Raw genomic sequence first — 26,674 nt, forward strand, 5'->3', positions numbered from 1 at the left:
TGACGATTACCGACCTGGCTTCCAGCCATGCGTCAATGGGTAGCGCCGGTCGGTACCAAAGCCCCGGCGGGTAACCCGTACGCCTTCTGGCGCCTGCTGACGCTTATACTCGTTTCGGTCGATCAGGCGGATGACCCGTTCGGCCTCTTGAGCGTCAAAGCCTGCGTTGACGATGGTCTCCAGACTCTCGTCCCGTTCAACGTATCGCTCAATAATGGCATCCAGCGTATCGTAGGAAGGGAGACTGTCTTCGTCTTTCTGGTCCGGTGCCAGCTCAGCCGATGGGGGGCGGGTAATCACTCGCTCCGGTATCACCCGGCCCCGTGCATTGCGCCAGTTCGACAGTTTATACACCCAGGTCTTGGGCACGTCTTTCAGGGCATTAAAGCCCCCGCACATGTCGCCGTACAAGGTCGCATAACCGACCGCCATCTCACTCTTGTTGCCGGTTGTCAGAACCATAGAACCCAGCTTATTGGACAGAGCCATCAAAAACAGCCCGCGCATGCGTGATTGCATGTTCTGTTCCGTTGTATCTACGCCCCGGCCTTCAAAAAACGGGCTGACTGTGCTCAGAGCCGCTTCATAGGCGGTGCCAATGGGCAGCACATCGTAACGAATACCCAGCAAATCGGCTTCGGCACGGGCGTCCTCGAGGCTCATTTCGGCCGTGTAGGTGTAGGGCATCATCACCGCATGAACCCGGTCTTTACCCAGGGCATCAACGGCAATAGCGGCGCTCAACGCCGAATCAATACCCCCGGACAACCCCAGCACCACGCCGGGAAAGCCATTGCGATTCACATAGTCAGCCAGGCCCATCACCAGTGCTTCATAGAGTGCTTCTTCGACATTCAAAACAGGGGCTTTAATGGGTGTAGCCACTTGCCAGCCACTCTGCGTCCGGTGAAAGTCAACACAGGTCAGCGCAGCCTCGAACTCGGGCAGTGTCACGGCGATTTCTCCGTCGCCCTGAACAACAAAAGAGCCACCGTCAAACACCAGTTCATCTTGGCCGCCCAGGTGGTTAACGTAGATCGTTGTTGCGTTAAATGCCCTGGATACCCGGGCAACCTGAGCGTGGCGTTCGGGCAAACGACCGATGTGATAGGGGCTGCCATTAATGTTGATGTTGATCTCAGCACCGGCCTCAGCTGCCCTGCGCGCGGGGCCGTCGTACCAGATGTCCTCACAGATGGTCAGTGCCAGGCGTGCACCTTTATAATCAAACACGCAGGTTTCGGAGCCTTTGGTGAAATACCGTTTCTCATCGAAAACCTGATAATTGGGCAGGTGCTGCTTGCGGTAGTCTGCGATCACCTCGCCCCGGTCAATCAGCATGGCCTTATTATACAACGCACCCTGTTCCCGCTCGGGATAACCGACCACAATGCCGATAGGCAGAGCCGCTGATTTCAATGCATCAAGCGCTTCACCGATTCGCAACCCCAGGCTCGGACGCAGCAACAGGTCTTCAGGCGGGTAACCGGCCAATGTCAGCTCGGGAAACACCACCAGATCGGCCCCCATTTCAATGGCCGCTTTCGCCCGCTCCAGTACTTTCTGGGTATTACCGGGAATGTCACCAACCGGGAACCGGTCCTGTACCAGGGCCACGCGCAACGTCATTACTTTCTCCACTGATGACTGAATCCCACTATTGTCCGGTTTTCAACTGGGCAGAACAAGCGAGGTGTTGTCTTCTCTGGCAGAAGGGTGTTTATACTGAGCCACCCAAACAGACCCACTGCTTTCGGGTTTTAATGACAGGGACAACTCTCCTGATGATTTTTTCACCCCAGTACCCAAGCTATCGTCGTCAACAGATTCTTTTTTATTTCGGTATCTATCGGTTGATGTTGGCCAGTGCGCTCAGTGTACTGGCCTTAATGCCACTGGACACCATGATGACCCTACCCCGGTTAAGCGCCGATTCATTTCTGTATGCCGCGCTGACCTATGTGATCATCTGCATCATCGGACTGGTGGTGACCGTGCGCGGGCAAATGGGCAGCACACCGACGGTGGTGTTACTGCTGACCGACATTCTGATGCAATCGCTGATTCTCCACTACCTGGGTGGCGTCGGCACCGGCTTTGGCAACCTGATGATCGTCAGCGTCGCCATTGGCAGCCTGTTGTTGCGATTTCAGCACAGCCTTCTGGTTGCCGCAATGGCCGCTTCCGGAGCGGTGTACACTGAGATACTCTCGGTGAATACTCTGGGGGAGGACAATCTGCTCCAGGCCGCGCTACTGGGCGTCGCCTTCTTCGCTGTAACCCTGTTGCTGCAGTACCTGACCTCCCGTGTACGAACAACCGAACAATTGGCCCGGGCGCAGGCAGACACCATTCTCGATTTACGCCACCTGAACGAACTGATTGTCCAGCGCATGCGAACTGGCATTATCGTGACGACCTGGGAAGGCGCTATCCGGCTGATGAATGACGCCGCCAAAGACTTGTTGGGCATGACCGAAAAGCGCGCTTTCTGGCTGCCGCCACCGGTTCAAGAACGCCTGGAAAACTGGCAAGCAGAACCCGCTGAACGCACTGACCCGTTGCAAATGGACAAAGATCACCCGTTGGTGCAATTGAACTTCGCGCCCCTGCAAGACAGCCCCAAATGCGACCTGATCATCTTTATTGAAGACACCGGTCGGGTGCAGCAACAGGCTCAACACCTGAAACTCGCCTCACTGGGCCGACTGACCGCCTCCATCGCCCATGAAATTCGCAATCCACTTGGCGCGATCAGCCATGCAGCTCAGTTACTCGCAGAAAATGACTCACTGGATGAAGGGGATCAGCGGTTACTGGGTATCGTGCGTAATCACAGCAACCGTATAAATACCATCATTAACAATATTCTGGACATGTCTCGCCAGCTAAATTTGCAGCTTGAACCGGTCTACTTGCGAGAATTTCTCGACGAGTGCCTGGGCGAGTATTGCCAGGGTCACATTAAATCAGACAACATAAAGATTACCGGAGACCCCGATATTCGAGTCCGCGTCGACCCCAAGCGCATGATGCAGGTGGTGATCAACCTGGTCGACAATGGGCTACGCTATAGCGAACTCAGAACCGGTTCACGGAAAGTCGCCATAGAACTGGGTACACTGGCAGATACCGAGCAACCGTATATGGATATAAAAGACTATGGTCCCGGCATAGCCGAAGACCAGTTAAAACACTTGTTTGAACCGTTTTACACCACCGAAGCGACCGGAACCGGCCTTGGGTTGTACATTGCCAAAGAGCTGTCCGAAGCCAACCGCGCCCGACTGTTCTATACCGGCGATGAAAACGGCGCCTGCTTCCGCATCCTATTTGCGCACGCTGCTGTACAGGAGTAATCACCACCATGGCCAATCAACGCGTCCTGATTGTCGATGATGAACCCGACATTCGTGAGCTGCTTGAACTGACCCTGATGCGTATGGGGCTAGACACCCTCAGCGTACCCGACCTCAAGTCTGCTATCCGGCAGATCGATCAGCACGCTTATGACCTGTGCCTCACCGACATGCGATTGCCCGATGGCAACGGTCTTGAACTGGTCAAATACATCCAACACAAGTGCCCTGACACCCCCGTGGCGATGATCACCGCACACGGCAATATGGAACTGGCGATCGACTCCCTCAAAGCCGGTGCTTTCGATTTCGTGTCCAAACCGGTTGAGATTGATCGCTTGCGCGCTCTGGTTAACCAGGCGCTAAAAATCAGTAACACCTCGAATCAGACGTCTCCATCCCCAGCCGTTCCCACCATGGTTGGTGAATCAGAGGCGATGACTCAGCTGCAAAGTAAAATCCGGAAACTCGCCCGCAGTCAGGCACCGGTGTTTATCCAGGGGGAATCCGGTACCGGCAAAGAGCTTGTCGCGCGCCAGATTCACGCCCTCGGGCCACGCGCCGAAGGGCCCTTCGTGCCCGTTAACTGTGGCGCCATACCCAGCGAATTGATGGAAAGCGAATTTTTCGGACACAAGAAAGGGGCCTTTACCGGCGCTTCAGAAGACAAATCCGGCTTTTTTCAGGCGGCTAACAACGGCACCCTGTTTCTGGATGAAGTAGCCGACTTACCCCTGGCGATGCAGGTCAAACTGTTGCGCTCTATTCAGGAAAAGAAAGTACGCACCATTGGCAGCCAACAAGAGACTGACGTGGATGTACGCATCCTGAGTGCCACGCACAAAAACCTGGATGCCCTTGTTGCCTCTGGCGAATTTCGACAGGACCTGTTCTATCGAATCAACGTCATCAACTTGCCCGTACCTGCCCTGCGCGAGCGCACAAGCGATATTCCCTTGTTGTGCCAGCGCATCCTGATACGCATCGCCGAGTCCTATGAGCTGTCGCCAGCGCGCCTGGACAAGGCAGCCGAAAACGCCCTGATGAGCTACCCCTTCCCTGGCAACGTGCGCGAGCTGGAAAATATTCTGGAGCGCGCCTATACCCTGTGTGAAGACGACCGGATCGGCTTGCGTGACCTGCAACTGGAACAGACTCCCGCGGCGGCCATATCTGGTGCCAACAATAGCAACGGCAATGGCGAGCGTTATGCCCGACCCAGCGACATGAACCTGGAAGACTACCTGATGGAAGTTGAGCGGGAAGTGGTTGAGCAGGCGCTGGAAGAGACCCGCTGGAACCGCACGGCCGCTGCAAAAAGGCTGGGCATTACTTTTCGGGCTTTGCGTTATCGATTGAAAAAACTGGGGCTGGATTAACCAGAAAACCCACTGAATAAAAGACCCAGTGTCTAGTTAATCACAAAAACTACAACTCACTATTGCAATAAGAGTGTTAGATATTAACCTGCCGGTAGCGTCTGATCAGGGCTGATCAAACGTAATAGTTAACATCTAGAAAGGACAACTGGATGAAAACCGGCGTTAAAAATAAAGGAGCTACTCTCCTCGAACTAGTAATTACGACCTCAATACTCGGGATTTCTGCAAGTATTGCACTCCCCGCCTTTCAAACAATGATAGATCGACATTCGGCTAAGGCACAGCAATGGGAGTGGGTATCGTTACTTAAAACTGCCAGAAGCGCCGCTGTCAGCCAAAGGCAATGGGTCACTGTGTGCCCGATGGCTAATGATCAGTGCACAGGAGACCTGAACAACCCCTGGATAGCCTTTTTTGATTCAACAAGAAGCAATAGAATAGTCACACCCCAGGCAATCATCAAACAACTTAATATTCCCGACAGTACACGATTGAAGATGTACAAGGGCAATACCACACTGCCTTATTTCAGATATAGGGCGAGCGGGTTATCAGGCAACTTGCGCAGCCTGACGGTATGCCCTGAAGGCACTGAAACAAGCAATACCTTTCACTTTACCAGCACCCACCTTGGTCACATTCGCTTTGTCAAAGACTCGGACAAGGACGGCCTTGTAGATCGAATGTACCAGGGAAGACGACAGAACGTAACATGCACCTAAAACGGAGTACAGACCCCAACGGCAACGTCCGCATCATCAGCATCGTCAAACCAACACTTTCTGCCAGTATGAGTGAGCGTCATCCTACCGGTGCCTACCATAAGACCCTGGGGCGTTGCCAACAAAGTGAAAGTGCTGGCAGTCTGATCCTCTATTGTCATCGCATAGAAGTTTGCATTGCCCTCCACTGGGCAAGAAGCAGGAAATACTCCAGCAGCACCTAATGCTGCACCAACATAACTCCCCTGCCCCGCGCCGGTCTTGTACCTCTCGATTGCGTTCGCAGCTGCCGTCATACTTGACTGGCAATCGGCACGCCTGGACCTCTCGAGCTGCCCCTGATAAGAAGGGATAGCAATAGCAGCTATAATTCCTACAATTGCAACGACTATCATCAGCTCAACAAGCGTAAAGCCATTAGTTTTACTCATTCAATCAAGCTCCGCTGGATGCTTGGTTTATCACCCGGCCCTACTACAGGCCGGTTGACAACAATTATCGGGCAATCAATTCTTGCCAGCCCATTCTGCCGGCAAAGACCTGCCCTCCCTCTTCGATGTTGATGGTTGTAATATCACCAGTCGACGTATTGCCGTAGCCTGTCCCCCCAACTGCAACGAAGTCAACCAGATAATCCGGAGAATAAATACCACCAACACCTGCATCATCAGAATCTACTACTCCATCACCATTGGCATCAAACACCGCATAGGTTGGTGCTCCTCCCGTCTTAAGATCAACAGCCATAATCCATGAGGTTCCTCCATAATTGCACACGTCAGAATCAGGCACCACAGAAGAGAAAATTGCATAGTAACTTCCTGGGGATTCACGGGCTTCGCGTATATCGATATAATCCAAAACACGCTCACCCTCAATGGGCAGGTCAAAACGGAAACCCGTTCTTCCTCCAGTCCAAGGTGACTGAGTAGCTGCTATATCGCGCACAGGAAAACCTTCTGGATTAGTAGTGCTGGTCACGTTTGACTGTGACAAATTCCCCCTATCGAGAGCACTATTATTAACCGAATCGTCATCCCAAACAACGTAAAAGCTCTGAACTTCAGTACTGTCTAAATCTGAATTATCTACCATGCTGCCCGTTCCGAATATTACCATTCGGTTCGGAGCATTACCTGCTTTATCGTCTACAGATGTATGCTTAATAACCCGGGGACGCGTTATGATCGGCTGTGGTTCGTCTGCCTCATTTTTTGCTTCAAATAGTGGCACGGGATCACCACTTCTATACGCAAAGTCCCAATTAGATTCATCAGTATCGCTGAGCTCAAGTTTCCACATATAACCTCCAGCATCAGAGGCATAAACTGCATCAATTACTCTATCGGTTCCATAATCAATGGCTGTAATACCGTTGATGGCACCGGGCACCTCCGTCTTAAACTTAAGGAAAGTGTTGCCTTCTATCCAGCCGTCTTCGAGTACTTTTTCAATAAATACCACATATACAGCTCCCTCTCCGTAAATGCTGTTAAAACCATTACCATAAATCATCGCCCATTCTCCATTAGCCATCATGCCAATAGTTGGGCGTTCAAAAATATAACCAAGATAGGGGTCCATCTCATCGCTATACTCAAATAGCACTCTGTCACTAACATTGGCATCGTTAAACTGCGAAGGGTCAGTTATATCTAGCGCATAAAATCCCTTGGCACCGGTTCTAAAACCTCCGGAAAGTATCGTCATCCAATCAGCTGTTCCACCATCGTGCCCTACAAACACATCACTAAAAGCAGGTTCTGCATCCACGTAAAAGCGATGTGTATAATCAGGGTCGGTCAAATAATGTAGCCCTTTGCCAACTTCATCCGAATACATGCTTGAAGGAACATAAGCAAACCGCTCTTGCCCGCCGGTGGCATCGCTCGAAGCGTCAAATCCGTGCAACATGCCATCATTTGCACCAACATAGATCATGGGAGTGCGATCTTTCACGGTTTCCCTGAACTCGCTATGTGAGTCCAAGCTAGCGCCAAATCTATCGTCTTGGTCATAGTCAGGCCAGCTGACCGTAGCACCAGCCACATAAGCTGGCGTTGAACTTACAATATCGCCCAGTACTGACGATCTCCTACGAAACTCAGTACCTTCACGACTTCTGTCACCTTTCAGAAAATCCAACCTCTGCTCGCCCAGGGAATCAGAATTTCCGTCTGGATCTGTATTTAGATCAGACTGTTGATCAACACTGAGATTTGCCCAATCAAAAACAACACTCTCTTCGGAGACTGGATTGTAAGTCACTATAAAGCGATCATTCCAATTCTGATTATCCAGCTCCTCCTGAGCATTCCAAACCGTACCCCCATCTGGCTGGCCAGTAGCTGGGTCAAGCAAAGTTGCAATTAAATTTCCCGTCCAATTAGTGGTATTAAATACTGTATTGAACACTATGCTATCTGCATTCAGCGTCGCACTATTAAAGGATAAACCAGAGGCAGAGCCCTCGGCTGCCAATATCTGACGCAGTGCTGCCTGCAACTCCAATTGCAACAAGTCTGGTGAATTAGCGTTATATACTTCACCACGACCGTTAACGGCGGTGTGGTAAAGGTCATCAATAATTGCCCCTTGGCCATCACTTGGATTTGGCCAAGTCGGGTATACTGTGAAAGCATCCTTAACTTTCTCATAGGTTCCTGTTATTGACCCATTGTTAAATGACTGTCCAAATACATCCCTTCCCTCCAAACCAAGCGAAACGGTATAGGTATTCATATGTAAATCACTATTGCAATCCAGCCAAGGGTCAGCAGTACCGTCTGTGCAGGCTTCTGGAACGGGCACCCGACCACCAAGCAGGATCTCACCATCTGCACCTGTATCGCCATCACGAAGCTTACGGTCGTAATAGTACTGAGCAATATCTGCTAACGTATTGGAATAGGTATCTGAATATGGCGCGCCTTTGCTACCATCAATATTTCCGGTATTGCCACTGTAATTCGTATAGCCATCAGTGAACATCAGTGTGTAGTTTTTCTGGCAAGCGTATTGAATGATCTCGGAACCGGAACTGTCTAACTGGCTCCCTGCGTGCCGCAGTGCATCACTGTTAGGCGTACCACCATTGGCAACATAATAGTAATTCTCAGAGAGAAACTCAGTTACATCATTTGGGACGTCTAGATCGAACATCTCGACATTACGGCGATTATTAATCCAAAAAAGACCCGTACGAACACCACTTATTCCTTGCAATGCATACCCCAATGCACCTCGAGCCACCTGGTGACGCTTACGATGATACGTAAACCAGTTCGCAAAATTCTGCAACTCTTCCTGATAATCACGCCCACTGGGATATTCTGTTAAGGTAGATCGAATTTCTACTCGCTCCAAACAACTTCCATCAGGAGCAAATGCATCTACACCTGTAAAATAGCCTGCATGGTCATGGAATTCATCATATACATCATCTACTGGGCCATTGGCAAAATCAGAACACTGATAATCACCACTATTTGTCCCATCATCATACTTATAAGCAGATGTATCATCTGCCACATAATAGGTTGCAGCCCAATAATCCAGACGAGAACTGCTATTTCCGCTACATAGAGTACCGTCTGCTTCGCACCACATGTCATCCCGGAAATTAAATGATGTCCTATTACCTGTTCCGAAACGGTCGCCTAAAGTTAAAGCTGTTAAATCAAGGTATCTTGTAGTCAATCCGCTTCCAATTGCCGAAGGGTCAAGCCATGCCTGCTCAGGGTCAATTTCTGGCCAGACAAAGCCGCCATATGATGGCCAGGGACGATAGTCCACATTCGGGTTATAGTACCCTTTATTCCAGTCGGAACTGCGCATGAACCCGTAACCATCAAATGGGGGTACATTATTCCCTGGGTATTGCGAGCCTCCATTGTATCGACTGGTTTCTGATGTACGAGTAGCGTTTGCGTCACCCACAGGGAACAAGTGTGAATAGGCTCCGTTTAAGCCACCATTGGCAACGGGCATTCCATTATCAACAAAACTGTCGTCAACAGACCAATAGCCCAAACCTTCAGCTGCCCCGACTAAGGACAACTCAAAATCCATTGAACCTGAATCATCGATAGACATCAAAATATTTGGTTTTGCCCGGATCCCATAGTTCACGGGATAGTCTTCCAAGACTATTTCCTTACTCAAGCCTTGCGTTGCCAGACTGAGTGCACATACTGACAACAGTATTTGAGTTGCTAAGCGGTTCATGACCGAATACTCCTATTGGAAGGTACGTGCAACATAGGTCTCTACAACACGCTCGGAAACACCATCGTTCCCCAGCCCTCGTGACACAATTCTATAGCCAAGATTTTGACCAATGGTATTCAAAGCCCCACCGGTCACAATTTCACCCGTTTCCAGTTGTTCTGCCATCGGCCCAATGAACTCAACAAAATACCGAGTATCATACTCGATGCCATCGAGCTCAACGGCATCCCCTTCCCTGACGCTATTAGACTCCCAATTGACGTTCCAAGGGGCTGGCGCCTGATTAACGTCGTAGACACCGTTACCTGATGCGAAAAAGGCCCCAGGATTGGGTAAGCCCATGATGAATGCTTCGCCATCACGCAATCCATTTTCCGCTATTTCAAGCGCAATATTCCCTTGCCTCACCGCCGAAGTCATTTGCTCCTGAAGAGTGACATTCTGAACCGTGGTGACCGCAACGAGCGTCAGAACCACCAGAAATATCAAGGCAGTAATCAAGGCTGCACCGGCTTGTTTCGTTTTCGCTGCTACAGTCATCACGGCAGACGGCTCCTAATAGTTGCAATAGCAGTAAATTCACGGCGCAATCTGCCTAGGTCTACGCCAGCATCCAGCGCAGCATCGCCATTCCAGGAATACTCAATACCGGCATCCACTACATTCACCTGAGAAGAGGCAATCACCAGGCGTACCTCAACACTTAACACCTGTTGAAAGTCGAGTGCCGCATCGGCCAAAATGGTCGCAGCGTTTACAAACTGATTGGCAACGCCATCTCCGCTACTGTCTAGTCCGAAGATCAACTGCATGTCCTCAACGCCACCTGACAGAACGCTTATGGTACCCGTCTCATCCTTGACCATTAGACGAGAATCGTCGCCATCCTGATTGATAAAGTAGCTACGATACACAGGGAACAGTATCTGTGATCCCGCAGGATATTGTTTGCTTAAGCTACCAGAGGTGTTTCCGGGCACGGGTCCGGCGCCTGAGTTGTGTACTATGTTAAAGCCTGGCGTACCTCCGCCAGCCGCGTTGAAATTGCTCACTTGGAACACATCCGCTGACTCACAGTCGCTGACGGCGAGTATATCGCCCTGTGCAAAACCCAAATTCTGATTAACAAACAACACGGCAGCCGCAGACGGCATTGCCTGAGCGATAGAGACACCTTGTGAAGTCATAGACCGTATTTCCAAAATATCTGTGCCTTCTCTGACCCCAACCCCATCAATGTCGACTCCGGCTCCAACATCATCACTGGCCTCAATACCGACCTGACCGGCAAGCCCAAAACCATGAAGGTCGGCGTCGTATACCGCCGGATCACTGTCATCAACGGTACTGCTTACTCTGGATACATCACCGGCACAGCCCCAATAGTCTGCGTTTCGAATATCTCTCGACATCAGATCCAGTGTTAGTCGCCCGGTGTCCTGAACCTGAACAAGCGCCTGTGTGAGCCTCGCTGACTGCTGGTTTGAGGTAAATACCTGATAGATGCCAATCGCCAGGAGCAGGCTCAGTGACATGGCGATCATCAGTTCTACGATGGAAAGGCCGCGTTGTTTATACATATTATTAATCCGCCATCCGTGCACTGTAGGTAAAGGACTGTTCTTCTTCACCATCCTGATTGCCAAATGCTAAACCTACATCCACCCAACTGATTTCCACCTCAGCGACATTGCCAACACGGGTTATTACGGCACTGGCGTTGTTCAAATCGCTCAATCTTGAATACCAGTCGAGCAGATCCGACTCAGCTCGTTCAGCTGGCGTGCAGACTTGTTCGCAGGCATCACCCAAAGCCGGGTTATCAACGTCAAAGTCACCCACGTAATCATCATTCTCGAAGGCGATGGGGTTTGCTCTCATCCTCTCGGTGATCTCAACAGACAAGCTCGTAACCGTATTGTGGTCCAGAGCGACCGTCGCGGTTCGGAGCCCGAGGGCCTGAACACCAGCGACGCCAAGCAATCCGACGGACAAGATGACCACGGTTACCAGCACTTCAATCATGGAAAATCCTGCCTGGCGGCTGGCGGGCGGTTTAATCTGTGTTAAGGACATACTGGCGCTCCATCCAACCGGGATTGGCCAGATCCGCGGATCTGCAGTAACAAACCTTCATTACGATCATCACAAATGTGGATGCTGGCATTAACCGTCGATCGTCCGTCCGGTAAGAAAGTGACTGTATTTATCGCAACGTTTGCCGCGTTCAACGGTTTGAAGGAGACAGAATCGTTAGGTAACAGGTAGGTTCTGACGCGTCTGTCGCCGGCATCTTCGGCACCGTTCCGATTCTCATCAACAAACAGGACCAAATCACCTTCGTCATCCGCAACAACCGGATTTTGGTTGATGGCAACCACAACACGCCGGTTGTTGCGGATGGCTTCACCGCGCGCTAACTGAAAAATACCCAGAGCCTCATTACCAGTTGTCGTCAGCCGATTGTTTTGAATCAACGTCTGAAAGCTGGGCAGTGCTATCCCCGCCACTACCGCTATGATGCCGACTGTAATCATCAGCTCGATCAGTGTAAAACCCCGTTCACTGCGCATAAAATGATCCAAATTTAGTTAAAGGCCATAATAATGTTCTAAATTGAGTAGGAACAGCATACCTGACAAGTGGTCGTGGCGGGCCGATAAGCGGCATAGAAATGAGGGACTTTGCTAACGAGTTCAAATTTTTGGTGCGTAAAGGGGGTATCTTGACCGGCTTGCGAGTTGGCAAGCCAAATAGTGGGATTAAAGGGGGAGCATCGTAAGCGACTGAAAATCAGTTCATGAAAGGTCTTTAACCCGCAGCTCTTTGGGAATAGAAAACGTAATGTTCTCAGGAATACCGTCCAGTTCCACCGGAGTGGTCGCGCCCAATGCTTTCAATCCATCCAGCACCTGGCTGACAAGAATGTCGGGTGCCGAAGCGCCGGCGGTAACACCAATGACCGTGGTTTCATCAAACCAGGTCGAGTCCAGTTGGGAGGTGTCGTCCAGCAAATAGGCTTTGCAGCCCATGCGTTCCGCCAGTTCGCGGAGCCGGTTGCTGTTTGAGGAATTGGGCGACCCCACGACCAGCACCACATCGCAATCCTGCGCCAGGGTTTTCACTGCATCCTGACGATTTTGGGTGGCATAACAGATATCGTCTTTGCGCGGGCCCTGGATCTGGGGGAAACGCGCGCGCAACGCATCTATAATGCGGGCGGTGTCGTCCATCGATAAGGTGGTCTGGGTGACGTAGGCCAGCTGTGTTTCATCGTGCACCTGCATCCTGGCGACGTCGCTTTCGTCTTCGACCAGGTAGATGGCACCGCCATTGCTGGCGTCGTACTGCCCCATAGTGCCTTCGACTTCCGGATGGCCTTTGTGACCGATCAGGATGCACTCCATGCCATCGGTACTGTAGCGGGACACCTCCAGATGCACCTTGGTCACCAGCGGGCAGGTCGCGTCAAAGACTTTCAGGCCGCGTTTGTCGGCTTCCTGACGCACCGCCTGAGATACGCCATGGGCAGAGAAAATCACCAGTTGATTGTCTGGTACTTCGTGAAGCTCATCGACAAAGACAGCGCCCCGATTCCGTAAATCATCCACCACAAACTTGTTATGCACCACTTCGTGGCGAACATACAAAGGTGAGCCGTACAGCTCCAAAGCCCGGTTCACGATGTCTATGGCTCGATCCACGCCAGCGCAGAAGCCGCGGGGGTTGGCCAGTCTAATGTCCATCGGACGCCCCTTTTACCTCGATAATCTCCACTTCAAAGTCCAGAACCTTGCCAGCCAGCGGGTGGTTGAAGTCCACTTCAACGAATTCGTCGTCGAGTGTTGCTACGACGCCGGGCAGTTCGTTCTTGCCCGCATCTTCAAACGACATCACCATACCCACTTCCAGAGGTTCGGACTGGGCAAAACGGTCCCGTTTGAACTGCTGAATGTTTTGCGGATTGTGCTGGCCAAAGGCATCTTCCGGTGGCACCTGAACCTTGCGCCGATCGCCGGCACTAAGGCCCATCAAATGCCGTTCAAACCCTTCAGGCAGGTTTCCATCACCCATGGTCAGCGTCGGCGGGCGACGATCGAAAGTGCTGTCGACCTGCTCACCGCTGTCCAGATGCAACGAAAAATGCAAGGTGACCGTCGAGTTTTCCTGAATCTGCATGGGTTACTACCTGTACTTAAAAAGTCATGAAGGTTTGGTGTTCGCATTGCGCCGGGGCTGAAGCCAGAGCGCATCGATGATCATCATGATCGCCCCGGCCGTAATGGCCGCGTCAGCGATGTTAAACGCCGGGAAATAACGACCCTGCCAGTGAAAATGCACGAAATCAACGACATAACCCAGGGTCAACCGGTCGTACAGATTACCCAGTGCCCCGCCCAGAATCAGTGGCAAGGTCACCGATAGCCAACGTTCGTGAGGCTTGAGCTGCAGCGTCCAAACCAACAATACGGTACTGACGGCAAGAGCGATTAACGTGAATACCCAACGCTGCCAGCCACCCGCCGAACTCAGAAAACTGAAAGCCGCGCCTCTGTTGTGTAGAAGCGTAAAATCAAGCACCGGTAATATCTCAAGCGGCCGCCCATATTGCAGCATCTGGGTTGCCAGGCTCTTGGTCCACAGATCAAGCGCGACCACCACAGCGGCGATCAACAACCAGGCCGATTGTTTCATCCTTGCGTTCATGTTTATACCCGGCCCTTATGCAAAATGGCGCACTTCACCGTCGCCGTCGACGTTCTCGACACAACGGCCGCACAGCTCAGGGTGCTCTGCATGCTGCCCTACGTCCGGACGCTGATGCCAGCAACGGCCGCATTTTGGCTGTTCGGAGGCGGCAACGCTGACTCTAAGCCCTTCAAGTTCGGTTGCATGCGCTGAATCCGGCGCGTCGCCAAGATTTGCCAGAGTGACCGCACTGGTCAGGGTCACAAACCGCAATTCGTCACCCAGCGTCAGCAGTGCCGATTTCAGGGCGTCGTCGCAGTACAGGGTGACTTCAGACTTCAGGGCACCACCGACACGGCCTTCGTTACGAGCCAGTTCCAATACTTTATTGACGCCTTCTTTCACCGCCTGTACCTCAGCCCAGAACGCAACACCCATGGGCTCATCGTCGTCCAGCGGCTGCAAACCGTCGTACCAGGTGTGTTCAAATACCGACACACTGCGCTCGCCGGGAATGAACTGCCAGAGTTCATCTGCCGTGAAGCTCAGAATCGGAGCAACCCAGCGGACCAATGCCTCCAACACATGGTAAAGGGCCGTTTGACAGCTTCGCCGGGCCAGTGAATCCGCCGGGGTGGTGTATTGGCGGTCCTTGATGATATCAAGATAGAAGCCGCCCATGTCGAGCACACAGAAATGATGAATTTTCTGGTACACCTGAACGAACTGATAGTTGTCGTAAGCGTCGGAGATCTCTTGCTGCAACCGGTAAGCACGATCGACGGCCCAGCGATCCAGCGCCAGCATGTCATTATGATGCACACTGTGCTGCGTGGGATCGAACCCATTCAGGTTGGAGATCAGAAAACGGGCCGTGTTGCGGATGCGGCGGTATGCATCGGCTGAGCGGCTCAGAATGTCTTTCGACATGGCCATATCGCCGCTGTAATCGGTCGACGCCACCCAAAGACGCAGAATGTCAGCGCCCAACGAATCAAACACTTCTTGCGGTTCAATGCCATTGCCGAGCGATTTCGACATTTTGTAGCCCTTCTCATCGACAGTGAAGCCGTGAGTGAGCACTTGCTTGTAGGGTGCACTGCCATTCATGGCCACTGCTGTCTTAAGGGAAGACTGGAACCAGCCCCGGTGCTGGTCCGAGCCTTCCAGATACATGTCGGCCGGGTATTGGCCCAGTTCTTCGCGCTTGCGCAGTACGGTATCGTGCGTAACGCCCGAGTCGAACCAGACATCCAGTGTATCGGTCGCCTTTTCATAATTAACGGCGTCGTCACCGAGCAATTCAGCCAGGTCAAGTTCCCACCAGGCGTCCATCCCCTCTTTTTCAACACGACTGGCCACCGCCTCGATCAAACGCGGGGTTTCCGGGTGCAATTCACCGGTCTCGACGTGGGTCACAAAGGCAATCGGCACGCCCCAGGTGCGCTGACGCGAGATGCACCAGTCAGGGCTTTGCTCGAACATGGCTTCTATGCGGTTCTGCCCCCAACCAGGCACCCAGCGAACGCCTTTGATGGCATCCAGCGCCTTCGCGCGCAGGCCTTCTTTGTCCATGCTGATGAACCACTGTGGCGTGGCGCGATAGATCAGCGGTGTTTTGGTCCGCCAGCAATGGGCATAGCTGTGACGAATTTTCTCTTCATGCAACAGACGACCATTGTTAGTACACACCTCAATGATGTGCGGCTCAACCTTGTAAACGTGCTCACCGGCAAACAACTCAACGTTAGGGCGATACACCCCTTTATCGTCCAATGGATTCAGCGTTTCAATGCCGTACTTGCCACAGACGACAAAGTCTTCCATACCGTGGTCTGGTGCGGTGTGCACGCAGCCCGTACCGGCATCGAGAGTGACGTGGTCACCCAGCAAAATTGGGATATCACGCTGATAGAACGGATGATCGAACACCAAACCTTCCAGCGCCGAGCCTGTTGTGCGAGCCAGCACCTCAACGTCTCCCAACCCCGCACGCTCTGCGACAGATTCAAGCAAGCCTTCAGCCAGGATCAGGCGGGCAGGCTCACCATTGAACTGAGCCTGTACCAGAACGTAGTCGATGTCCGGCCCTACTGAAATCGCCTGAGAGGCAGGCAGCGTCCAGGGGGTAGTCGTCCAGATAACAGCCGAGACTTCGCCTTTGCCGGCATCGGTACCAAAAGCAGCCAATACGGGTGCTTCATCGCGAGCGGCGTAGCGCACATCGATGCTGAACGAGGTTTTGTCGTGGTATTCCACTTCTGCTTCTGCCAGCGCCGAACCGCCCACCACACTCCAGTAAACCGGTTTGAAACCACGCACCAGATGACCACTCTCGGCGATCTTGCCCAGCGCGCGGATGATGTCGGCTTCGGTCTGATGGTCGAGCGTCAGGTAGGGTTTATCCCAACTGCCGAAGATACCCATGCGGATAAACTCCTTGCGCTGACCGTCAATCTGGCCCAGTGCAAACTCACGGCATTTGGCCCGAAAGGTTTTGAAATCGACCTTGTCTCCAGCGCGGCCGATCATGGTCTCGACTTTATGCTCGATCGGCAGACCGTGACAGTCCCAGCCCGGCACGTAGGGCGCATCGTAGCCGATGAAATTCTTCGACTTGATGATGATGTCCTTGAGCATCTTATTGACTGCGTGCCCAAGGTGGAGGTTGCCGTTCGCGTAGGGGGGCCCATCGTGCAGAATGAACTTCGGGCGACCCGCACTGGCTTCACGAATGCGCTGGTAAATGCCGTTCTTTTCCCAATGGGCCAGCATTTCCGGCTCACGTTTGGCCAGGTTACCGCGCATCGGGAAATCCGTATGCGGCAGGTTCAGAGTCGCTTTATAGTCTGTCATGGAGCTCGGTCACTTCCGTCTGATGGGGAGAACCAGGCACGAGCGGCCTGGATATCTGCATGAATCTGGTGTTTAAGGGCGTCAAGCGTATCAAATCTTTCTATGCCTCGCAGCTTGTGACGCAACCGTACATCGAGGCGCTGGCCGTATAAATCCGGCGACACATCAAACAAATGGACTTCCAGCCAATTTCTCAGATCATTCACCGAGGGCTTCGGCCCAAGATTGGCCACGCCAGCCACCCAGCTATCATTGAGGCGAACTTCAGCAACATAAACCCCGGCCATGGCCAGCTTGGGATGAGCCAGCAGTAAATTGGCCGTCGGCACCCCCAGGGTTCGGCCCAGCTGGCGGCCATAAATCACCCGACCACTGAGGGTGTATGGCTCGCCCAACATATCGGCTGCTTTGGCCAGTTGCCCCTCGGCCAGCAGAGAACGAATAGCCGTACTGCTGACGCGCTGGCCGTTGATGCGCTGCGAAGGCATCTCGGCGACCTCAAAGTCATATTGGCGCAAAAAAGCGGCGTCACCTTTGCGGTCGTTACCGAAACGGAAGTCATCACCGACTTGTACCCAGTTCGCCTGCAACCCTTCAATCAGTACCTGCTGTGCAAATTCGGCAGCCGACATCGAACGCAACCGACTGTCAAAGGGCAATACAATAAGCTGTTCAATACCGAGCTCACGAAACCGGCGGACCTTGTCGGTCAGTGACGATAACCGCGCCGGAGCACCCTCGGGATCAAAGAATTCTCTCGGCTGGGGTTCAAAGGTCACGACAGTTGGCACCAGCTCACGCTGTTTCGCTTCACGAAGCACCTCGGCGATCAAATGCTGGTGACCCAGGTGCACGCCATCGAAACTGCCAATGGTAACGGCACTTGGCTGACCAAGACTGTGAGGACTGCGGCTGATGTGCATAAAACGAACCGGGATTAAAACAAGGCCGCGCAGTATACAAAAAACCGTCGCGTGCGTCTTTAACTGCGCACCTCACGCAATCGCCCACCCAGCATCAGCCAGAACAGGCCATAACTGGCCAGGCCTGCGCCAACCAGAACGCCCGTACGCCAGATCCGGCCCAGCGCATCCTCAGGGTAATCAAGCAGCGGCCAGCCAAGCAGCAGCCAAAGGACGGCGGCCATGGCTATTGAAGCGACTAGCGCGCGCAGCGCAGAACCCCGCCACAGAGCATTATCCGGCAGATCACCCTGACGATGAAGCGTAATAGCCAGCAAGCCAGCGTTGATCCAGGCTGAAAGCGAAGTCGCCAGTGCCAGGCCGATGTGAGCCAAAGGCACTATTAGAATCAGGTTAAACACCATGTTCAACGCCATGGCCCAAACGCCAATTTTGACCGGCGTTCTCGTGTTCTGTCGGCTGAAAAACGCGGGCGCCAGAATCTTAATCAGCATAAAGGCAGGCAGGCCCAGTGCGTAGGCCATCAAACTGCCACGGCTTTGCTGCACATCGAACACGGCAAAGGCTTTGTATTGAAACAGGGTAGTGAGCAACGGCCCGGCCAGCACCAGCAGAGCCACCATGGCCGGCAGGCCAATCAACAACACCACACGAATCGCCCAACCCAGCGTCTGCTGAAAACTCCGATGATCCGATTTAGCAGCGCTGTGAGACAATTTCGGCAACAACACCGTGGCAATGGCAATACCAATCACCCCCAGAGGCAACTCCGACAAACGATCGGAATAGTACAACCAGCCAACGGAACCATCCTGCAGCAGCGAAGCCAGCACCGTATCCAGTAACAGATTGATCTGGCTGACCGAGACCCCGAACAACGCCGGAATCATCAACACACCAATGCGCCTGACACCCGGGTGAAAGCCAAATCGTAGGGGTTGCCAAACCCCCGCGGCGATCAGCGAGGGCCACAACCAAAGCCATTGCAACAACCCCGCCAGCATTACGCCCCAGGCCAGGCCAGCCATGGGCACATCAAACCGGGGCGTCAACCAGAAGGCCGACCCAATCAGGCACAGATTAAGAATGACCGGCGTCACGGCTGGAGCGGCGAAACGGCCGTAGGTATTCAATACCGACTGGCCCAGAGCCGTCAGCGCGATAAACCACAAGTAAGGGAAGGTCAGCCTGAGAAAATCAGCAGTCTGGTCCAGCTTTACACCCTCATCATGAAAGCCCGGTGCAAACACCCAGGCCACCAGCGGAGCCCCAACCATGGCCAGAAGGGTAATAAAGCCCACTGCAGACGCCAGCGCCCACTGAGTCGCGGCCACCAACCGACGCACACCCTCATCCCCTTCCGCTTCACGCACCGACGCCAGCACCGGGATAAAAGCCTGGTTAAAAGCACCTTCGGCAAAGAGACGACGCAGAAAATTGGGAATCTTGAACGCCACGAAAAAGGCATCCATCGCGCCGCCGGTACCAAACAAAACGGCGAATACTGTATCGCGTACCAGGCCAAGCACACGCGACAGACCGGTAGCCCCGCCTACAATGACGGAATTGCCCAGAATACCCCTAGTCTTGCGACCAGAAACGGCAGGCTGCTTTGGCAGATCAGGCTCTGTTGGTGTAGGTGAATTCATGGGTGCAAATAAGGACCAATTGAGAGAACAAGATTCGGCGCCAGTCTACCGGATACTGGAAATGGGGTCCTGCGAAATCGAACATTCACTCCAGAGCTCCCACACAACTCAGAGTCAATGGTAGGAAGCGGTTAATCAGGCATTGACAGCAAGCCCTCAAAAACCTAGAATCGCGCCCCTCAAAATTGACTCCATTCTCCAGTAACCGACTAATAAGGAGCTGCCCGTGGCAAACTCTGCTGGTTCTAAAAAACGTGCTCGTCAGGCAGTGAAGCGTCGCGCGCACAACGCAAGCCTGCGTTCCATGGTTCGTACCTACCTGAAAAAGGTAGTTGCACAGATCGAAGCCAAAGACTTCGATCAGGCGACCAAAGCACTTACTACCGCTCAACCCGTTGTTGATGGCATGGCCCGTAAAGGCATCATCAGCAAGAACAAGGCTGCTCGTACCATCAGCCGCCTGAACGCTCGCGTCAAGGCCCTGAAAGCCGCGTAATTGGCTTTCAGACCTGGCTTGAGTTAAAAAACCGGCTTTTAGCCGGTTTTTTTGTGCCCAACGTTTACGATTCTATTCGCAGGATATTATTACCCTCCGACATCTGTACTGGCCCCGTGGCCGTACTCTGGGTATGCTTTTTCACTCAGCCATTCAGAGCGCTCTCATGCCCCAAAGAACCGCGATACAACGCCTGTTATCTCTCATTTTGCCTGCACTGCTCGTGCTCACTCTGAATACACCCGTGAGCGCCCATGAATTCTGGCTTGAACCTCTGCGCTACCGGATAGATGTGAATAAAACGGTGCAGGCCGATATAAAAGTCGGCCAAAACTTCAAAGGCAACACCTACGCATATTTCCCGAACCGCTTTATTCGCTTCGAATTGCACCACAACGGACGAGAGCGCCCCATCAGCTCTCGCTTGGGCGCCCGACCTGCGGCCTCACAAGCCGTTGACAGTGATGGACTGACCACTCTGACCTACGAATCCACCTACACCGAACTTACCTACGACGACCCGGCTGTTTTCGACAATTTCTTAACCTTGGACGGTCTTGACTGGGTACGTCAGGCCCATCAGAACCGAGGCCTCCCACCCAGCGGCTTTACCGAGGTATTCCGCCGTTTCGCGAAATCCTACGTCGGCACCGGAAACGCCGAAGGTCAGGACCGGCTCATTGGCTACCCTCTGGAATGGCGATTGGAAGACAACCCCTACACAATGGACGGGCAAACACCGCTGACCGCCACGCTCTTTTTAAATGAAACACCCTCGCCCGGCGTGTTGGCTCGCGTGTTTATGAAGACAGGGTCAAATGACGCCGAAGAACTCCGGCTGATCACCGATGAAAACGGGCAGATCAGCGTGCCCCATCGGGCCAATACCGCCTACCTGGTCAGCAGTGTTCACATGAAAGAGCCCCCGGTCGATGTGGCTGAACAGACCGGGGCTGTGTGGGAAAGTTTGTGGGCTTCAGCGGTATTTTTTAGGGATTAGGGAATAGGGAATAGGGAGTAGCTTTGAGCTGTGAGTAAGACGCTAACAGCTCGTCGCTCGCAGATCGAACCTCGCCTTCCCGTCAAAACCTCCCTTCGTTGAAATCGACGATGGCCTGCTGAACTTCATCCACCGTGTTCATTACGAAGGGCCCATATTGCACTACCGGCTCCTGAATCGGATCACCCGCAACCACCAACAATCGGGTATCCGGCGATGTTGAGGTCACTTCCACCCCCTCGCCATCACCCAGAATACCCAGGTGACGTTCTGGCAGGTCGGTTTGACCAATGCTGGCAGAACCCTGGTAGACGTAGACGAAGGCCGACTTGTTGCCTGGTATGTCAATGCGCTGAGTTGCGCCCCCGTTCAGGTGAAAGTCGAGATACAGCGGGTCGGTGACCACGTCTTCAACCGGGCCGACCACCCCCTGAAAGTTACCCACCAACACCTTCACCTTGCCGTTTGCCAGCTCCACCTCGGGCACCTGCTCGGGGAGGATGTCCTGATAGCGAGGTGCCGTCATTTTGTGCTTGGCCGGCAGGTTAACCCAGAGCTGAAAGCCCCAGACCGGGCCGTCTTCCTGGTTCGGCATCTCCTCGTGCACAATGCCACGCCCGGCGGTCATCCACTGAATCGAACCCGGCGCGAGATACCCGGTATTGCCCTGGTTATCCCCGTGACGAAAGGAGCCCTTGAGCATGTAAGTCACGGTCTCAAACCCCCGGTGCGGGTGCATCGGAAACCCGGCCATGTAGTCGGCCTTATCGTCTGATTTGAATTCGTCGAGCATCAGGAACGGGTCCAGATTCTTGACGTACTGATTCCCGATGACCCGGGTCAATTTCACCCCAGCCCCATCGGACGTTGGAATGCCCCTGGCCACTTGCCGAACACTGCGCAATGCTGCTGTCATGATAATACCTCCCGGTCTGTTATCTGATCTGTATCTGATAACGCCCAGTCTATGCAGTTGCAGGATGACCCGTAAGCGGAATATATTGCCTCTACATTTCAAAAAAACTGAACCTTCATGGCCCACAACCCTATTTCTCTGGATCTGCTGCGCGCACTCGATGCCATCGACCAGCGCGGCAGCTTTGCTGCTGCCGCCGAAGCGTTACACAAAGTGCCTTCAGCGCTGACGTACACTGTGCAAAAGGTAGAACAGGACCTCGGCATCGACTTGTTTGACCGCAGCGGACACCGCGCCAAAATGACGCCCGCCGCCCGGTTGATGCTGGAAGAAGGCAGGGGAATACTGCGGGATATCGACAACCTGGCCAGTTCTGCCAAGAAGATCGCCAGTGGCTGGGAGCCCGAGCTTCGCATTGGCGTCGACACCATTTATGAACCAGCCCGTCTCTACCCCCTGGTTCATGAATTCAACGAAGCCAACCCCTACATAAAAGTTCATCTGATACACGGTTCACTCTCGGGCACCTGGGAAATGCTGATCAGCGGTGAAGCCGACCTGATACTCTCAGCCGACAACCTCGACCCCAAACTGGATGGCTACCAAACCGAACGCTTCGGCCAGGTGAGCATGGTATTCGCCGTCGCCAAAGACCACCCCCTGGCACAGAACGCTTGCGACTGGACACACGAGGACATAGAAGCCTACCCGACCATCGTCGTCAAAGATTCCACCAAGCTGATGACGCCACGCACCATAGGCTGGACACGCCAGAACAAACTGATCACCGTGCCCTCAATGCGGGATAAAATAGAAGCCCAACTGGGCGGACTGGGAGTGGGCTACCTGCCACAACACAGAATTCAGAATCACCTGGATTCGGGCGAACTGGTACAGGTTAAATTGCAGGAGAGCAATCCGCCATCATCAGGCGTAAAAGCCTGGCGAACCGGTGTGAGCGGCAATGCATTGAACTGGTTCAGAGAGCGTGTTACCGAGGATGTGCTGGGAATATGAGCTAACAGCTAACAGCTAACAGCTAGATTTTAACCGTCTTTAAGTGTCTTGCGTCAATTAATGTTTAGCGTCTTTCCGTGTTCTTCGTCAGTTGATGTTCCACGTCTTTCCCTGTTTTTCGTCTTTTGCAAAGGCAAAAAAAAGCCACCCCGAAGGGTGGCTCTACTTCATCATTCAGAGGAATCTGAATTAGAAAGCGTAGGCAGCAGACAGTTTGAACTCGCTCTGAGTGTCGCCCTGCATGTCGTAATCAGCTGCGTACTTAACGCCGTTGTCCTTGGTGTAAGAAACACCAGCACCGATCTGCGCATCGTCAGCTGTGTCAGCATCGATGTTACCCAGAGTCACGTCGCCATATGCGCTCAGAGGACCATCGGTGTATACAACTTCACCAAAGATCTCATCACCAGCAGACTCTGCAGCGGTGTACAGGTATTCACCAGTAACAGTAATCATACCAGCAGTGTAGCTTACACCTGCCAACAGCTGCATAGAGTCAGTGTCGTTACCCGCATCCAGATCCTGACCTTTCAAATAGGCACTCAGGTTTTCTACTGGAGTAGTAGTCAGTTCGAAACCATACTCAGAGAATGCTTCTTTCTCACCGCTAGCTACTTGAGCAGCAGTAGTTGGAGCATTGTAAGTGTTGAACGCAGCGGAAGCAGTGAACATATCAGCTGTGTAGGTTACGCCAGCACCAACGTACGTATACGCGTCTGCATCGTCCGGAGACTGATCAGAAACACGCACGTTTGCGTCTGCTACGTAAGAGATTGCGTCGGCTGAACCTTCATAGGCAACACCGATACCGTAGTCAGTAGCAGGAGTTGTGCTATCGTTCTGGCCTTCAACCTGGACTTTCAAACCATCCATAGTATAGCGGATAGCAGCATCAACCGGGGCGCCTTCATCGACATCGCCCAGTGCAGTTGAATCGTCCATGTCGTAAGTGTACTCGTGTGTAGTAATTACACTACCCACTTGACCAAACGAAATAGCACCATCAGTGATAACGATGTCGTCAGCTTCAACGGCTACAGTGTTTGTATCATCAGCAGTGAAGATCAAGCCACTAGAGAACGGACCATGCACAATCGACATGTTGGCTTCAAGACCCCAGCCATCGCCAGCATCACCACTATCGAAGTCATCTTCTTCGTCCAGGTCTACATCCATAACGGTAGCTTCGTCACCGTTTGCATCAGTACCTTTCAGATCGATCAGGTAGACTGCTTCCATAGAGCCAGTGAAGCTCCATTCGGTTTCAGTAGCAGCACCTTCGTGAGCAGCAGCGTTTGCCTGGGCAGAAATAGCCAGAGCCAATGCGGATACCGCAACGCCAGAAGCAATTTTAATCGCTTTCATTCAAGATTCCCCTTTTTTTATTTCAACTGGTTTGGTGACCAGACTTCTCGATGAGCCATCGTTGTTTCAGTGTCGGTACGCTACCGATTGGGTAACCAATAACGAATCACAACACCTGCGTCAATCGACAACCATTATTTTGTTATATCCTGCCGCATGTATATTACAACCACGTTGCAGAGTCAAAACGTTACTGAACAAAAGGTGACATGTATCAAAAGCGGTGTCCCGTGTAACGATCTCTTTTGGGCCTTTTCGTTCTGGCCGATCCGACTGCCTGTGCGTGTTACCGAGGTAAGTCAGCACACCTAACCGGGAGATTGTTATTGGTCGACTGCGTTTGCTACGCGAGCGTCTTTGCTCCCCTTGCTCAGGATTGATCGAGAATGTCTCAATCAACGTCCACGACCTATCAAACCAGAGGCACGATTATCGGTCAACCCATTTTTTTGCGTTTTTTTGACGCTTTGGTGATTCTTTGAACAACCGGGCGATGCCCATGGTGAGCGGCTTGGCCGACTTTGCGAGATTTTTTTGACAGGGGTTGAAATCGATACCGCGCGTTCAATACCGGCCAGGGGGCGTCCGGTGATAGAAATTCTGTGATAGCCACCGTACTCAACACGAAAAAACTGCTATAAAAAATTCTTTAAATTCAAAGAGGTAGCGAAAGAAAACAATAGGTTGGCTCTCAATTCAAACCGCCCAGTGTCACCAGGCAACGCTCGTGAGCAAAGACAGGACAGTATGATTAAGCCAGGATGATGGATTAGCAAGCACACTCTGCAGCTATCAAACCGGACCTCGCGATGCGACCCATGAAGGACATCTGAGACATTGTTTTGTGAAAATAATTACAGTCTTTCAAGAAAACACGGCAACCAATTAACCGCTTCACTTAGGAAATGGTCCGCAATACCAAAGCCCAATCAGCCTTTTTCTACCTGAAACCGGGTTATCCGGGTGCCTGAATAGACCGTGATGACGGATGAACGAGTAAATCCGGATTATCCCGGCTCTTTCTGTTGTGGTTTCAGATAAAGCGTTGTACCGAAGACGTGATAAGTCAGCAACGAGTCCTCTCCCACGCGACGGGAGAGGGCGTGATCAGTGCCGAAACAGGGAATCAGGTCGCTGCCAGATCAGACTGTTCAATGTTTACAGAGGCTACAGACCCAATACCGCTTCCATATCATACAACCCAGCAGGCTGCCCCTTCAGCCACTGGGCGGCACGAACCGCGCCCAGGGCGAAGGTTTGCCGGCTACTGGCTTTGTGCTTGATCTCAAGGCGCTCTCCCTCACTCGCGAACAGAACTGTGTGCTCGCCTACAATATCCCCGGCCCGGACCGTAGCAAACCCTATGGTATCCTCAGCTCTGGGTCCCTCCTGACCTTCACGACCATATACAGCGCACTTGGCCAAGTCACGCCCCAGAGTTTCAGCCACGGCTTCCCCCATTCGAAGCGCAGTACCGCTTGGGGCATCGACTTTATGGCGGTGGTGAGCCTCAATGATCTCAATATCGCTCGACTCGCCCATCACCCGGGCCGCCATACGCAACAGTTGCAGTGATAGCGTCACGCCAACGCTGTAATTCGCCGCAAAAACTACGGGAATGGCTTCCGAGGCCTGTTTTAACCGGGCAAGCTGGGTGCCTGAAAAGCCGGTAGTGCCGATTACAATGCGCTTGCCGGTATTCTCAAGCTGATCAAGATGTCGGAGGGTCGCCTCAGGAGTTGTGAAGTCGATCACAACATCAGCGTCAGCAAAGGCGATTCCCACATCTGCAGTCAATGCAACGCCCAAATTTCCCACCCCAGCTAGTTCACCGGCGTCTGCGCCAGCCAGGCTGGAACCGGGAGAAACAGTGGCGCCCACTAAAGAAAGCCCCTCGGTTGAATGAACTGCCTGAAGCAGGGCACGACCCATTCGGCCGGATGCGCCGGTTATCGCGATGTTTAACATACAGAGGCCTCTTGGAATCACAGGGTTCGCAATACGGTTTTAATGGCTTGCCAGGAACGCCTGCCAGCCATTCATGGCACTGTCCAGTCCTCTCTCCACCCT

Annotated in this window: 22 protein-coding genes; 6 read left to right on the forward strand and 16 right to left on the reverse strand. The window is 52.8% G+C overall.

Annotated features, from left to right (window positions below; translation table 11 throughout):
• Positions 1-6: 6 nt before the first annotated feature.
• A complete protein-coding gene (locus G565_RS0108505; protein WP_051207624.1) occupies positions 7-1,629 on the reverse strand; it encodes an NAD+ synthase in 1,623 nt (540 codons plus the stop codon).
• A 155-nt stretch (positions 1,630-1,784) separates the two neighbouring features.
• Here G565_RS0108505 and G565_RS0108510 point away from each other — a divergent pair, with 155 nt between their 5' ends.
• The 3 genes from G565_RS0108510 to G565_RS25940 all read left to right on the forward strand — a co-directional run bounded on the left by G565_RS0108510 (position 1,785) and on the right by G565_RS25940 (position 5,463).
• The gene (locus tag G565_RS0108510; protein ID WP_051207626.1) at positions 1,785-3,359 is read left to right on the forward strand and encodes a sensor histidine kinase; all 1,575 of its coding nucleotides are present in this window, start codon (positions 1,785-1,787) and stop codon (positions 3,357-3,359) included.
• A gap of 8 nt (positions 3,360-3,367) precedes the next feature.
• Positions 3,368-4,738, forward strand: a complete 1,371-nt coding sequence (locus G565_RS0108515; protein ID WP_028670542.1) for a sigma-54-dependent transcriptional regulator — start codon at positions 3,368-3,370, stop codon at positions 4,736-4,738.
• A gap of 152 nt (positions 4,739-4,890) precedes the next feature.
• Positions 4,891-5,463, forward strand: a complete 573-nt coding sequence (locus G565_RS25940; RefSeq protein WP_028670543.1) for a GspH/FimT family pseudopilin — start codon at positions 4,891-4,893, stop codon at positions 5,461-5,463.
• On the opposite strand, the gene G565_RS0108525 is transcribed toward G565_RS25940, so the two are convergent.
• The 12 genes from G565_RS0108525 to murJ all read right to left on the reverse strand — a co-directional run bounded on the left by G565_RS0108525 (position 5,460) and on the right by murJ (position 19,810).
• Positions 5,460-5,894 (reverse strand): type IV pilin protein, encoded by a 435-nt coding sequence (locus tag G565_RS0108525; protein WP_028670544.1) that lies wholly within the window; start codon positions 5,892-5,894, stop codon positions 5,460-5,462. The genes G565_RS25940 and G565_RS0108525 overlap by 4 nt on opposite strands.
• A gap of 64 nt (positions 5,895-5,958) precedes the next feature.
• The gene (locus tag G565_RS0108530; protein ID WP_084649295.1) at positions 5,959-9,690 is read right to left on the reverse strand and encodes a pilus assembly protein; all 3,732 of its coding nucleotides are present in this window, start codon (positions 9,688-9,690) and stop codon (positions 5,959-5,961) included.
• A gap of 12 nt (positions 9,691-9,702) precedes the next feature.
• On the reverse strand, positions 9,703-10,233 hold the full coding sequence (locus G565_RS0108540) for a pilus assembly PilX family protein (protein WP_028670546.1): 531 nt from the start codon (positions 10,231-10,233) through the stop codon (positions 9,703-9,705).
• Positions 10,233-11,327 carry a PilW family protein gene (locus G565_RS0108545; RefSeq protein WP_084649296.1) on the reverse strand — a complete coding sequence of 365 codons (1,095 nt, stop codon included), beginning with the start codon at positions 11,325-11,327 and terminating at the stop codon, positions 10,233-10,235. Before G565_RS0108545 ends, G565_RS0108540 begins: the two co-directional genes overlap by 1 nt.
• Positions 11,278-11,769 (reverse strand): type IV pilus modification protein PilV, encoded by a 492-nt coding sequence (gene pilV / locus G565_RS25945; protein WP_051207628.1) that lies wholly within the window; start codon positions 11,767-11,769, stop codon positions 11,278-11,280. The genes G565_RS0108545 and pilV overlap by 50 nt, the downstream gene beginning before the upstream one ends.
• Positions 11,760-12,266, reverse strand: a complete 507-nt coding sequence (locus G565_RS27600; protein ID WP_051207630.1) for a GspH/FimT family pseudopilin — start codon at positions 12,264-12,266, stop codon at positions 11,760-11,762. Before G565_RS27600 ends, pilV begins: the two co-directional genes overlap by 10 nt.
• Positions 12,267-12,491: 225 nt before the next feature.
• Positions 12,492-13,439, reverse strand: coding sequence for a 4-hydroxy-3-methylbut-2-enyl diphosphate reductase (gene ispH / locus G565_RS0108560; protein ID WP_028670548.1), 948 nt, complete (start codon positions 13,437-13,439; stop codon positions 12,492-12,494).
• Positions 13,429-13,872 carry an FKBP-type peptidyl-prolyl cis-trans isomerase gene (gene fkpB, locus G565_RS0108565; RefSeq protein WP_028670549.1) on the reverse strand — a complete coding sequence of 148 codons (444 nt, stop codon included), beginning with the start codon at positions 13,870-13,872 and terminating at the stop codon, positions 13,429-13,431. Before fkpB ends, ispH begins: the two co-directional genes overlap by 11 nt.
• A gap of 24 nt (positions 13,873-13,896) precedes the next feature.
• Entirely contained in the window at positions 13,897-14,400 is a 504-nt protein-coding gene (gene lspA / locus G565_RS0108570; protein ID WP_028670550.1) for a signal peptidase II, read from the reverse strand.
• A 15-nt stretch (positions 14,401-14,415) separates the two neighbouring features.
• A complete protein-coding gene (gene ileS / locus G565_RS0108575) occupies positions 14,416-17,238 on the reverse strand; it encodes an isoleucine--tRNA ligase (protein WP_028670551.1) in 2,823 nt (940 codons plus the stop codon).
• Positions 17,235-18,161 (reverse strand): bifunctional riboflavin kinase/FAD synthetase, encoded by a 927-nt coding sequence (locus tag G565_RS0108580; protein WP_028670552.1) that lies wholly within the window; start codon positions 18,159-18,161, stop codon positions 17,235-17,237. Before G565_RS0108580 ends, ileS begins: the two co-directional genes overlap by 4 nt.
• Before the next feature lie 59 nt (positions 18,162-18,220).
• Positions 18,221-19,810 carry a murein biosynthesis integral membrane protein MurJ gene (gene murJ / locus G565_RS0108585; protein WP_084649297.1) on the reverse strand — a complete coding sequence of 530 codons (1,590 nt, stop codon included), beginning with the start codon at positions 19,808-19,810 and terminating at the stop codon, positions 18,221-18,223.
• 226 nt (positions 19,811-20,036) lie between these two features.
• Between murJ and rpsT the strand changes: the two genes are divergently transcribed.
• Positions 20,037-20,306, forward strand: coding sequence for a 30S ribosomal protein S20 (gene rpsT, locus G565_RS0108590; protein WP_028670554.1), 270 nt, complete (start codon positions 20,037-20,039; stop codon positions 20,304-20,306).
• Between the two features lie 166 nt (positions 20,307-20,472).
• On the forward strand, positions 20,473-21,306 hold the full coding sequence (locus G565_RS0108595) for a DUF4198 domain-containing protein (protein ID WP_169579627.1): 834 nt from the start codon (positions 20,473-20,475) through the stop codon (positions 21,304-21,306).
• 82 nt (positions 21,307-21,388) lie between these two features.
• Here G565_RS0108595 and G565_RS0108600 read toward each other — a convergent pair whose 3' ends face one another.
• A complete protein-coding gene (locus G565_RS0108600; protein WP_028670556.1) occupies positions 21,389-22,222 on the reverse strand; it encodes a pirin family protein in 834 nt (277 codons plus the stop codon).
• A gap of 117 nt (positions 22,223-22,339) precedes the next feature.
• Between G565_RS0108600 and G565_RS0108605 the strand changes: the two genes are divergently transcribed.
• The gene (locus G565_RS0108605) at positions 22,340-23,239 is read left to right on the forward strand and encodes a LysR family transcriptional regulator (RefSeq protein WP_028670557.1); all 900 of its coding nucleotides are present in this window, start codon (positions 22,340-22,342) and stop codon (positions 23,237-23,239) included.
• A gap of 189 nt (positions 23,240-23,428) precedes the next feature.
• Here G565_RS0108605 and G565_RS0108610 read toward each other — a convergent pair whose 3' ends face one another.
• Together G565_RS0108610 and dapB are read right to left on the reverse strand one after the other, a co-directional pair.
• Positions 23,429-24,604, reverse strand: coding sequence for a hypothetical protein (locus tag G565_RS0108610; protein WP_028670558.1), 1,176 nt, complete (start codon positions 24,602-24,604; stop codon positions 23,429-23,431).
• A 1,167-nt stretch (positions 24,605-25,771) separates the two neighbouring features.
• Positions 25,772-26,572, reverse strand: coding sequence for a 4-hydroxy-tetrahydrodipicolinate reductase (dapB, locus tag G565_RS0108620; RefSeq protein ID WP_028670559.1), 801 nt, complete (start codon positions 26,570-26,572; stop codon positions 25,772-25,774).
• Between the last annotated feature and the right edge of the window lie 102 nt (positions 26,573-26,674).

The organism is Saccharospirillum impatiens DSM 12546 (assembly GCF_000423605.1).
GTDB lineage: Bacteria > Pseudomonadota > Gammaproteobacteria > Pseudomonadales > Natronospirillaceae > Saccharospirillum > Saccharospirillum impatiens.